This window comes from Variovorax sp. W2I14 (assembly GCF_050435205.1).
Taxonomy (GTDB): Bacteria; Pseudomonadota; Gammaproteobacteria; order Burkholderiales; family Burkholderiaceae_C; genus Variovorax; species Variovorax paradoxus_C.
In genome coordinates, this window is sequence record NZ_JBNDJX010000001.1 from 1624281 (window position 1) to 1634584 (window position 10304).

Genomic DNA, 10304 nt, shown 5'->3' on the forward strand with positions numbered 1-10304 from the left:
CCATCCCTGCCACTGAAGGACGGACCACACACCATGGACACCACTCACCATCCGTTGGACACACGCCTGCCTGCCCTGCTCCGCAGTGGCCAGCGGCTGCGCGGCCTGTTCAATTCGCTGCCGAGTCCCGCCATCGTCGAGATGTGCGGCTACGCCGGTTTCGACTTCGTCATCCTCGACAACGAGCACGGCAGCGCCAACCTCGAGACCACCGAACACATGCTGCGCGCGGCGCGCGCAAGCGGCATCGTGCCGGTGGTGCGGTGCCTTCGCCACGACATCTCCCGCGTGCTCGACATGGGCGCGAGCGGTGTGCAGATCCCCATGGTCGGCAGCGCCGAGGAGGCGCGCGACCTGGTGCAGCAGGTGCGTTATCCGCGCACCGGTCGGCGCGGCAGCGCGTTCAGTCCGCGTGCGGCCGGCTACGGCGCCTTTCCTGGCGTGGCGCACACCGAACGCAGCAATGCGGGCGTGGCGCTGATCGTCATGATCGAGACGCCCGAAGCCGTGGAGCAGGCCGCGGCCATCGCGGCCGTGCCCGGTGTCGATGCCGTCTTCGTCGGCCCCAACGATCTCTCCCACGCCATGGGTTTCGACAACAACTGGAAAGCGCCCGAAGTCGAAGCCGCGATCCAGCGCGCACTCTGCGCGATCCGCGATGCCGGCAACTGCGGCGGCGTGATCGCGCTCACGCCCGAGGACGAGGACAAGTACGGCCAGTGGGGCGCCCGCTATTTCGCGGGCACCACGACCGGCCTGATCACGCAGGCTTTCCAGCAGACCGCGAGCGCGGGTGGACGGCGCCCCGCGGCGGGCAAGCTCGGCTACTGACGGGTGCTGGAAGCGCCGAAGGAAAGCACGCGGAGCCCGCGTGTCCTCATTCCCGCAGTGTGAACACCACCGACAGGTAAGAGACTGGCCCCTGCTGAATGGCCTCGATCCCGTGCAGTGCGGTCGCCTCGAACTGCAGCGAGTCCCCTGCCCCCACCTCGACCACCCTGCTGCCGTAGCGGTAGCTGACCTCCCCGGACAGGAAGTACAGGAACTTGAGGCCCGGATGCTGGAAGGTCACGTAGGGGTCGGCACCGGGCAGCAGTGTGACCAGGTAGGGCTCGACGAACAGGTTGCCCGACAGCAGATGCCCCAACAACTCGTAGCGGTAGTCTGAAACCGCACCGACGCGATCAACCACAACGCCCTGCCCTGCGCGCACATGGCAAAAGTCCGTGCGGCGCGCCTGATCGCCGAAGAAGCGCGATGCCGGCACACCCAAACCATTCGCGAGCCGCTCCAGTGTCTCCACCGAAGGCGAGACCAGACCGCGCTCGATGCGTGAGAGCATCGAGGAAGAAATCCCCGACAGCTTCGCCAGCTCCCCACCTGAGACATCAGCCGTCATGCGGAGCGCCCTCACCTGCGCACCGATGCGTGCAGCGGACAGGCTGCGCACGACCGGAGCGGGTTGCCGCGGTCGGGCACGCGTCACAGCGGCCGGCAACCGCAAAGGTCGAGCTGTTGGCAAAGGCGAGGCGACTTGTTGACGCATCATCTGGATTCGTAATGGATGGCAAAGGCTATGAATCTCGGTAGCCGGTCTACAGTTCTAGCCCGACCAGCAAATTCATTATGTACCATACAAGCGGGTGCATAAAGAAGTCCATGCAGCGAGATTCGTTGCATGCGATCGACGCAGGATCCCGCACTACTGAGAGCCTTTGCGGCCGAGCTGAAGGCTCGGCGGGCAGTGCGCGGGTTCAATCAAGAGGAGCTTGGATTTGCGTCAGGCCTCAATCGCACGTTCATCGCCAAATTGGAGACGGCCGCTACCAGCCCTTCATTGACCAGTCTCATCTTCTTATGCAATGGACTCGCGGTGGACCCGTCGGAGCTTATGGACTCCTTGATGAAGCGCTACAGGAAGGAACTCCGGGTCAAGTCGACGATCGGGTAAGGCTCGTGACGCCCTTGAGTTGAAGGTGATCGCTCACCGGACGCGAAAGGGGCGCTTCGCCTTCTCAAAATCGCCTTCTTGGCAAAAAGACAGGTGTGCAGCGCTGTCCCGTAGGCCTTACGTCAGTACTCGATAACCTGCTGTAAGCATCCATGGACTTGACCAAGCGATATTCATCACGCTGGCCGCCGCGATCTGGTGAGCAAAGTCCTTCCTAACTTGCACCACGGCATCATCAATTTGGTCGCCTGCGGACGTCGCCCCGGATCGCGAACTGTTCTTAGCGTGTGAAATGCGCTTGAACTGGAGCAGCTCGGCCCTCTTGACTTCAGCCTTGGCGAGCTTGATCGTATGCGTCCGGCCAACCCATCTTGAATCCGCCGGGAGGCCCGACCAGCATGGTGTCCACCAGACTCACAGGTGGACACCATTCAAGACTCCAAACGACTCCCCCGGCGGCGGCATGACGCAGCCCTCAAGAGCCAGGTGCTGGCCGAATGCGCCAAGCCCGAAGCTTCAGTGGCCGGCATCGCGCTGGCCTATGGCCTGAACGCGAACCTGGTGCACAAGTGGCGCCGGATGGCTGCGGCGCCGCCGGCGCGCAAGGCGGTTGAGAGCCCGATGCCCGCACACTCCTTTATCGCGCTGCCGCTCGCGGCCTCGCAACCCACGCCGGCGCAAGAACTCGTCATCGAACTGCGCCGCGGCGCGCTCACGGTCAAGGTCTCGTGGCCCATGACGGCCGCGTCCGAGTGCGCGGCCTGGATGCGCGAGCTGCTGCGGTGATCCGTATCGATGCGGTGTGGCTGGCGGCCGAGCCGTTGGACATGCGCGCGGGCACCGACACCGCGCTGTCGCGCGTCGTCCAGGTCTTCGGGTCGGCCAAGCCGCACCACGCCTACCTCTTTGCCAATCGACGCGCCAACCGCATGAAGGTGCTGGTGCACGACGGCATCGGGATCTGGCTGTGTGCGCGCCGGCTGCATCAAGGCCGATTCCTCTGGGCCAACACCGCCCTGGGAGCGCAGATGGCCCTGTCTCGTGAACAGCTCGATGCGCTCGTGCTCGGGCTGCCCTGGCAGCGCCTGGGCGATGCAGGCGCCATCACCATGGCGTGAGTGGGAGGCGGCCCCCGCAGCAATTGGGGCGTTTGCGAATAGGCCCGTGCCGCAGAGTTCGCGACACTGGCGCCCATGCTCACCAGCGAACAACTCCAGGGCCTCGGCGAGGCCGAGTTGCGCGCGCTGGCGCAGGACTTGTTGGTGCGGCTGTCGCACTCCGACAGCGAGATCCTGATGAAGGATCGCAAGCTCGTCTGGAGCGAGGCGCGTATCGACCAGCTCACCCATGAGATTGCGGTCCTCAAGCGCTGGAAGTTCAGCGCTCGCAGCGAACAACTCGACGCCGCACAGAAGAGCCTGCTCGACGAGAGCGTTGACGCCGACATCGCCGCCGTCGAACTGGAGCTCGACTTGCTGCGCTCCAGGCCGCGGCCCTCGGATCCGCAGCAGCCCCGGCGTCACCCGCTGCCTGCGCACCTGCCGCGCACATCGTTCCACCACGAACCTGAATCCACGACCTGCAAATGCGGCTGCGTGCTCCAGCGCATCGGCGAGGACGTGAGCGAGAAGCTCGACTACACGCCAGGTGTGTTCACGGTGGAGCGCCACGTCCGGGGCAAGTGGGCCTGCGCCAAGTGCGAGACCCTGATCCAGGCACCCGTGCCTGCGCAGGTCATCGACAAGGGCATCCCGACGGCCGGCCTGCTGGCCCAGGTGCTGGTGGCCAAGTACGCCGACCACATGCCGTTATACCGCCAGGAAAGCATCTTCGCGCGCGCTGGCATGCCGCTGGCTCGCTCTACGCTGGCCGAATGGGTGGGTGTGTGCGGCGTACAGCTGCAGCCGCTGGTGGATGCTCTCAAGGACGAGGTCCTGAGCCACGGCGTGCTGCATGCCGATGAGACGCCGGTGGCAATGCTCGCGCCAGGCAAGAAGAAGACGCACAAGGCCTACCTGTGGGCGTACTGCCCTGGCGTCTTCGAGGGGCTGAAGGCCGTGGTCTACGACTTCGCGGACAGCCGTGCCGGCGAGCATGCTCGAGCGTTCCTGCAACGGGGCAATGAGCCATGGAAGGGCAAGCTGGTCTGCGATGACTATGCGGGGTACAAGGCCAGCTTCACCCAAGGCATCACCGAGGTCGGCTGCGCGGCCCATGCGCGGCGCAAGTTCTTCGAGCTGCACACGAGCAACAAGAGCGCGGTGGCCGAGCAGGCGCTGAAGTTCTTTGGGCAGCTCTACGAGATCGAGCGCGAGGTGCGCGATCTGGGCGCGCAACAGCGGCTTGAGATTCGCCGGCAGAAGGCACGACCGGTCGCTGATGCGTTGCATGCCTGGATGATTGCGCATCGACTGCGAGCAACCGACGGCACTGCGCTGGCAAGGGCGCTGGACTACAGCCTGAAGCGATGGACTGCGCTCATACGCTATATCGACGATGGGCAATTGCCCATCGACAACAACTGGGTGGAGAACCAGATCCGTCCGATTGCTCTCGGGCGCTCGAACTGGTTGTTCGCGGGCTCGCTGCGAGCGGGGCAACGCGCGGCCGCGGTGATGAGCTTGATTCAGTCGGCCAAGCTCAACGGGCTCGATCCGTACGCGTACTTAAAGGACGTCCTGCAGCGCCTGCCCACGCACAAAGCGCGTCTCGTGGGGGAGTTGCTGCCGCATCGCTGGCAGCCGGTCTGACAGCGCACCGTCCGGGAAAAACTGCTATCAGCGTCGCGACTGGCGGTACTCAGTCCTCCGACCACCAAAGCTCCAGCGCGAAGAAACGATTGTCGATCGAACGTGCCATGTAGATATTGGCGCTCATGTCGGACCCGCCGTCCTCGAACGACCAGAGCAAGTCGACCAAACCAAGATCCTCGCGAAGAAGCGCGACCAGCTTGTTCGCCATGTCGATAGAAGCGCTGCTAGTTGGCGCTCTGTCCCCTTGAGCCCACTGAAGCCATCTTGCGAGCTCAGCGATGCTGAGTGCATCAGCGGCGGGAGTTCGCCGTGAATCCCGGAACCTGGAGTGACCCTGGTTCGCTGCCTCGACATAGGTCCAGAGCGTGCCACCCTCGGGGTATGCCTCATGCGAGGCGCGACAGAGCACATCAAGAAACTCCAGGGTCGTTGGGGAGAGCATCTTGAGATCATAGAGAGCTCGAAGCACCACGACCTAATTGCTCGCCCCACCGCATCCTGCATGTGTTGGCCGGACGTACATGGACGCCCCCTATGCCAAGCTCTCCATCTGCAACGACTCGAAGGTAAAGATTGCACCCGTACATCCGGACTTTGAGGCAGCCTTTTGAGCCGCTGTCCCTGATGGGATTTGCTGGTTGACGCCTCGATCGCTTACACGCACTCTGGGTGCCTCGTCCGGCGCGGGCTTTGCCAACCACGGTCTGACCTGTCTTGCCATCACTTCATGATCGCCTGAGCAATCGGTGGTTTGTTCCCTGACGTTGTTGTTGCTGGTTACTCTGACTCAAGCCACTGCTGTGCTGTGCACGTAGCCGGCGTCGAACTGCCGGTCATGCGCAAGCAGCGCCCACGCGATTCGCGCGTTCTTGTTCGCGAGCGCCACTGCGGCCACGTTCTTGTTTCGTCGGTTGACGACTGAGCTGATCCAACTGCATGCGTCGGCCCGCTGGCTCACGCGGTAGATCACCGAGCGCGCGCCGTGGATCAACAATGTACGCAGGTAGGTGTCGCCACGTTTGCTCATGCCAAGCAGGTTTGACTTTCCACCCGAGGAATGCTGCCGTGGAACCAAGCCGAGCCAGGCAGCGACCTGCCGACCGCCGTCGAAGTTCTTCGCATCACCGATCGATGCGACCAGCGCGCTGGCGGTGATCGGTCCAATGCCAGGGATCATGGCCAGCTTGCGGCTGAGGTCGCTGCTGCGATGCCATGCATGAATCTTGTCTTCGAGCTCCTCGACCTGGCGATCCAGCTCCTTGAGGTGATCAAGCAGCCGCTGGATGAGCAGTCGGAACGCACCCGGCAGTTCGTTGGCACCGTCTTCGATCAGCTCGGGGACACGCTTGGCGATGTGGCCGATGCCCTGCGGCACGATGAGGCCGAACTCGCCCAGTAGCCCGCGGATCTGGTTCGCCTGCGCTGTGCGCGCCCGTACGAATCCCTGCCGGACCCGGTGCAGCGCCAGGACTGCTTGTTGCTCGACGTTCTTCACCGGGACGAAGCGCATGTTCGGCCGCCCGACCGCTTCGCAGATGGCTTCTGCGTCGGCCGCATCGTTCTTGTTGGTCTTCACGTAGGGCTTGACGAACTGCGGAGCCATCAGCCGCACCGTGTGGCCCATGCTCTGCAGCTTGCGCCCCCAGTGGTGCGCGCTGCCGCAAGCCTCCATGCCGATCAGGCAAGGCGACAGGTTGACGAAGAACGCAGCCATCTGGTCGCGCCGCAACTGCTTCTTCAACACCGCCTTGCCATGCTCGTCGATGCCGTGGATCTGGAACACGTTCTTGGCAAGGTCGATGCCAACAGTCGTAATCTTCATGGTGGTCGCCCCTTTCGGTTCAAGTGGTTGGTGACACTTCCACTGTGGCACGCGAATGCCGGTACGGGTGGGGGCGTCCATCCCATTGCTTACGCTTGATCCTCCTGTCCGAAATGCCATGCGTGGTGCGAAATAGCCGGCGGCTCGGTGCAATCTCGAAATGGTGGCGATAGCGAACTTGCCTGCAGCCTATGCGTCGAGTTCGCCAGGAGCGTATGTCGCTTGCCCTGTGCCGCTGGAAAGCGCCGACCTTGAAGCAATGGTCGCTGGGGAAGAGATTTCATACGTACGCTTCTGGACGTCGAAGACAATCTCGAAGCGCACTCCCGGCCCTACGCCCCAGTTGTCTGCAACTTCTGCCAGCATGCGAATCTGGTTGCCGCTCTTGACGCTGATCGCTGCATCGGCCTGCGTGGCATGCTCGAACCTGCCTGTAATCTTTCCAGCAAGATAGCTCGGCAGGTACACAACGCGGCGTTTGACAGCCACGCTCGATCCGGACTGCGTCACGGTGGTTCGCACCGGCATGGAAAGATCGATCTCCTTGCCCACATGCTCAGCCGCAGGCGTGCGCGCCAGCTGTTCAACGGTCCGGCGAGCGCGAGCATCGAGCAGTGCTTGCGCTGCCAATGGCCGACCACCAACACCGTATATCGCGTGGTCGAGCTTGCACAACGCCGAAGAAGTGGCGAGGACATGGCTGACTGCCACATTGCTCACGCCGAGGTTGCCCACCAGATGGGCGGCCACCTCTGCTCGGGTTGCGGCGCCACCTTGGGCGTCCAGCGCCGCGATCGCGCCCAGCTCACTTTTTGATAGGAGTACTTGCGGATCCAAGGGCACCTTCGCGGTGTACTTGTTGTGGCTATTGGCCTCCAGCCAACTCCACCCTTGAAAGAGCTCAGCGAGAACATGCAACGGCGGTAGCGCAAGAGTGCGGCCGTCTTCTCGGTACAGCCATCGGTCGTCGGTCATGAGGGCAGATGCCACGGTATCGATACCCACACTGCCCCTGGCCACGCACATCAGCTTGCGCATGCGGCTTGCCGTGGCACTCTGCTCGCTGTCTGCCAAGGTAAACCAGCCAGAGTCCTTGTCTAGGATACGAAACCCTGGTGCCTTGGAGAAGACGGCCTCGAGTGTTTCGGCGTCCAGCGCGACGCCCTCCTCCATCGCGACCAAGCCCGCAATTCGGACGTAGTTCGTGCAGCCCACGAAGGTGCAATCGCGCCGCGCATGAACCAGTGCAGCATTCACCCATGTCGCAGGCGCTGCTGCTGCTTCGACGATATGGATGGGCTTACGGCCGGCGAGCGTGCGGGCGCCGTGTGCGATGCGGCGCACAGGGCTTTCGAGCCCCATCTCCTCGGCCAATCCCATGGCCGCCGCCAGCCCCGCTCCGTCGCCAAGGAAACGCGCGAGCTGGACATCGGCCTCCTGCATCGGTAAGGGCATCACGCGCGCCGCCGCACGTAACAGCTTCTCCAGCGCGAGCATCTTCACCGGCTGAGCCTTAAGTGAAGTCAGGATGGCGTCGCAGATCTGGCGCACTCGCTCACGCGTGATGCTGAAACGATCCCCTACGGCCTGCAGCTCCAGTCCGCGTACACCGCCATGCCGCGCCAGAAAGATGTCTATCCAACGCTGGCGAGACTCCTCGGAGCCTGGGCGGGGTTGTGCTGTCTCGATTGCGTGATTGACCAGATCGGCAAGCTCCTCGGCCCAGCTGGCCTTATCGGCTGCCAGAAGTCGCTGGCAAAGGTCATGAGTAGGTCCTGAAAGGACCGGCTTGGCGAGCTCGGCGAGAAGCCACTCGGAGTGCTTCTGCTTGCCGGCGCTGGGGAATCGCAGATCCTGTTGGTCCAACTCATCGATCCAAGATGAAGCCAGACAAACCTTCATTCGCTCGGTGAGCTCGATATCGACGGGGACGTCGGCCAAGGATTGGGGTTTGGTGCTCCATCTCGTGCGCCGGCGCCAGGGCTTCTGAATCCAGTAGAGCGCCTCGAGTTTGGCGAGGATGCCCAGCGCTTGTCCCACCGGCATACGCACGCACTCCTTGAAGGCACGCAACGTCAGCCGAGGGAAGGCTTCCAACGCCTCTTCGGACGAGACCAGGGGCAGAAGTCGCAGGCGCTCCTCGTCGGTCAGCGCACGCCGCCAATGTTCGACGATCTTCACGTTGATCACCGATGTCCAGAGGAGATCGAAAGAGACGCGGCGACGCCTTACGAACTGTTCGCGCAGCTCTTCTGCAGTCCGCTCGCTTGGCAACGCCTGCCCTGTCCAAGCAAGCAACTCGGGCCCTTCAATCAGACCAAGCACGGATTCCAACGGTCGTGCCACGAACGCCACCGCAAAACTCGGCAGCACTCGGGCATGGCACAGCGCAGGCGTACTGGTGTTGCTGTCTGACATCTCGGACGCCCTCCTCGAAAAATCTGTGGATTGCTGCGCTTGCGGCCGCCACTGTACATTGACTCCTCTGCTGGCATCAGCCCGCGAAACGTCTGATCACTACGCGCATTTCGGCTCGTTTGCCTGAGCATCGTCGGCGGGCCATTCAGATGCCGACTTGCTTCCCATCGACGGCATTGGCACCGAAAATCGGCGCACCTTCACTATCCAGGCGAGAAGCTGTTTGATTCCGCCGATCTCTGACCCTAGGGGGATGCGGACAAAAACTTGGACTGGTTTTATGCCGTAGGTCCAAGACTCTCTCGGTATTCGATGGGACTGAGAGAGCCCAGGGAGATCTTGATCCGCTGTTCGTTATACCAACGGATGTAGGAGTCCAGGGCCTGTATGAACTGCTCGATGGTTGTGAACTGCCAAGCGAGGATAGAACAGCTCGGTTTTCAACCGACCGAAGAAGCCTTCGCACGCCGCGTTATCAGGCGAGTATCCCTTGCGCGACATCGAGCGAATGAGCTTCGCATCAGCCATGCGCGAGAGCCAGCCTGGCCAGCGATAGTGGGCACCACGATCGGAGTGAACGAGGGGCCGGTCTTCGGTATTGACCACCGTCTCGATGGCCGCATCCAGCATCGTGTTGACGAGTTCAGCGTCAGGGCGTGTACCGAGCGACCAGCTGACGACCATGCCGTCGAAGCAGTCGATCATGGGAGACAGATACACCTTGCCAGCTGGGATCTGGAACTCCGTGATGTCAGTGAGCCACTTCTCGTTGGGCGCGGCAGCCCGGAAGTCCCGGTTGAGAAGGTTGACGCGTTTGCCGAGCTTGATGTACAGCTCGACCGCTCGAATCCTGTCTTCGTACGAATACATGAACTACCTCCTGGTAGTCCAAGTTTTTGTCCGCATCCCCAAATCAACAGTCTGGGTTACCTACAGGTCAGGGCAGGCAAGCCCTGCGGAGGCGGCGATCGATGGCCGTCTGGGCGAGGCATGGCTCGAAGGAGCTACCTTTGCAGGATTGCTGGCCACCCGCCGTCTTCTTCAGGTGGGCTGCCAGTGTCAAGCGGAGGTCTCCGCAACGAGAGCGTTGAATCGAATCTGTCGGTCTATTCCTACGGCCCATCGTCAAAACAGAACCCTGTAAGGTCATTAAAGAGCGTACGGTCGGGATACGTTCACAGTTCTCGCAATCGCGCGGCAGCTCGAAGTCGTAACACCGGAGCCCGTTGCATGTCCCTACCTCAGTCTCTCACTCACTCCCAGGTCGATTTCATAGGCCGCGACATCGAAGCGTTGGCTTCCCACATGCGCCATTGCGCACGGGCCCATGGACGATGGTCCTCGCTGCAAAGCCACATGC

Annotated in this window: 9 protein-coding genes and 1 pseudogene; 5 read left to right on the forward strand and 5 right to left on the reverse strand. The window is 62.5% G+C overall.

Annotated elements, in window-relative coordinates; genetic code table 11:
* Nucleotides 1-33: 33 nt before the first annotated feature.
* The gene (locus tag QF040_RS07665; RefSeq protein ID WP_307645586.1) at nt 34-831 is read left to right on the forward strand and encodes an HpcH/HpaI aldolase family protein; all 798 of its coding nucleotides are present in this window, start codon (nt 34-36) and stop codon (nt 829-831) included.
* A 46-nt stretch (nt 832-877) separates the two neighbouring features.
* Here the strand turns inward: QF040_RS07665 and QF040_RS07670 are convergent, their stop codons facing one another.
* Nucleotides 878-1450, reverse strand: a complete 573-nt coding sequence (locus tag QF040_RS07670) for a helix-turn-helix domain-containing protein (RefSeq protein ID WP_429610539.1) — start codon at nt 1448-1450, stop codon at nt 878-880.
* A gap of 228 nt (nt 1451-1678) precedes the next feature.
* On the opposite strand from QF040_RS07670, the gene QF040_RS07675 reads away from it, so the two are divergent.
* The 4 genes from QF040_RS07675 (at nt 1679) to tnpC (ending at nt 4701) form a co-directional block, all read left to right on the forward strand.
* Nucleotides 1679-1951, forward strand: coding sequence for a helix-turn-helix domain-containing protein (locus QF040_RS07675; protein ID WP_429610540.1), 273 nt, complete (start codon nt 1679-1681; stop codon nt 1949-1951).
* A gap of 420 nt (nt 1952-2371) precedes the next feature.
* Nucleotides 2372-2737 (forward strand): transposase, encoded by a 366-nt coding sequence (locus tag QF040_RS07680; protein ID WP_429610541.1) that lies wholly within the window; start codon nt 2372-2374, stop codon nt 2735-2737.
* On the forward strand, nt 2734-3069 hold the full coding sequence (gene tnpB / locus QF040_RS07685; RefSeq protein WP_429610542.1) for an IS66 family insertion sequence element accessory protein TnpB: 336 nt from the start codon (nt 2734-2736) through the stop codon (nt 3067-3069). The genes QF040_RS07680 and tnpB overlap by 4 nt, the downstream gene beginning before the upstream one ends.
* A 75-nt stretch (nt 3070-3144) precedes the next feature.
* The gene (gene tnpC, locus QF040_RS07690) at nt 3145-4701 is read left to right on the forward strand and encodes an IS66 family transposase (RefSeq protein WP_429610543.1); all 1557 of its coding nucleotides are present in this window, start codon (nt 3145-3147) and stop codon (nt 4699-4701) included.
* A 49-nt stretch (nt 4702-4750) separates the two neighbouring features.
* Here the strand turns inward: tnpC and QF040_RS07695 are convergent, their stop codons facing one another.
* The 4 genes and pseudogenes from QF040_RS07695 to QF040_RS07710 form a co-directional block, all read right to left on the reverse strand.
* A complete protein-coding gene (locus tag QF040_RS07695; protein WP_429610544.1) occupies nt 4751-4912 on the reverse strand; it encodes a hypothetical protein in 162 nt (53 codons plus the stop codon).
* 579 nt (nt 4913-5491) lie between these two features.
* Nucleotides 5492-6526 (reverse strand): IS110 family transposase, encoded by a 1035-nt coding sequence (locus QF040_RS07700; protein ID WP_429614628.1) that lies wholly within the window; start codon nt 6524-6526, stop codon nt 5492-5494.
* Between the two features lie 189 nt (nt 6527-6715).
* On the reverse strand, nt 6716-8944 hold the full coding sequence (locus QF040_RS07705; RefSeq protein ID WP_429610545.1) for a hypothetical protein: 2229 nt from the start codon (nt 8942-8944) through the stop codon (nt 6716-6718).
* A 278-nt stretch (nt 8945-9222) separates the two neighbouring features.
* Nucleotides 9223-9751, reverse strand: a pseudogene (locus QF040_RS07710) (IS3 family transposase); the annotation flags it as partial.
* Between the last annotated feature and the right edge of the window lie 553 nt (nt 9752-10304).

Bases quoted from the DNA above. Each gene is read 5' to 3' on its own strand.
- QF040_RS07665 (WP_307645586.1), top strand. From the start codon at position 34: ATGGACACCACTCACCATCCGTTGGACACACGCCTGCCTGCCCTGCTC.
- QF040_RS07675 (WP_429610540.1), top strand. From the start codon at position 1,679: ATGCGATCGACGCAGGATCCCGCACTACTGAGAGCCTTTGCGGCCGAG.
- tnpC (WP_429610543.1), top strand. From the start codon at position 3,145: ATGCTCACCAGCGAACAACTCCAGGGCCTCGGCGAGGCCGAGTTGCGC.
- QF040_RS07695 (WP_429610544.1), bottom strand. From the start codon at position 4,912: ATGGCGAACAAGCTGGTCGCGCTTCTTCGCGAGGATCTTGGTTTGGTC.
- QF040_RS07700 (WP_429614628.1), bottom strand. From the start codon at position 6,526: ATGAAGATTACGACTGTTGGCATCGACCTTGCCAAGAACGTGTTCCAG.
- QF040_RS07705 (WP_429610545.1), bottom strand. From the start codon at position 8,944: ATGTCAGACAGCAACACCAGTACGCCTGCGCTGTGCCATGCCCGAGTG.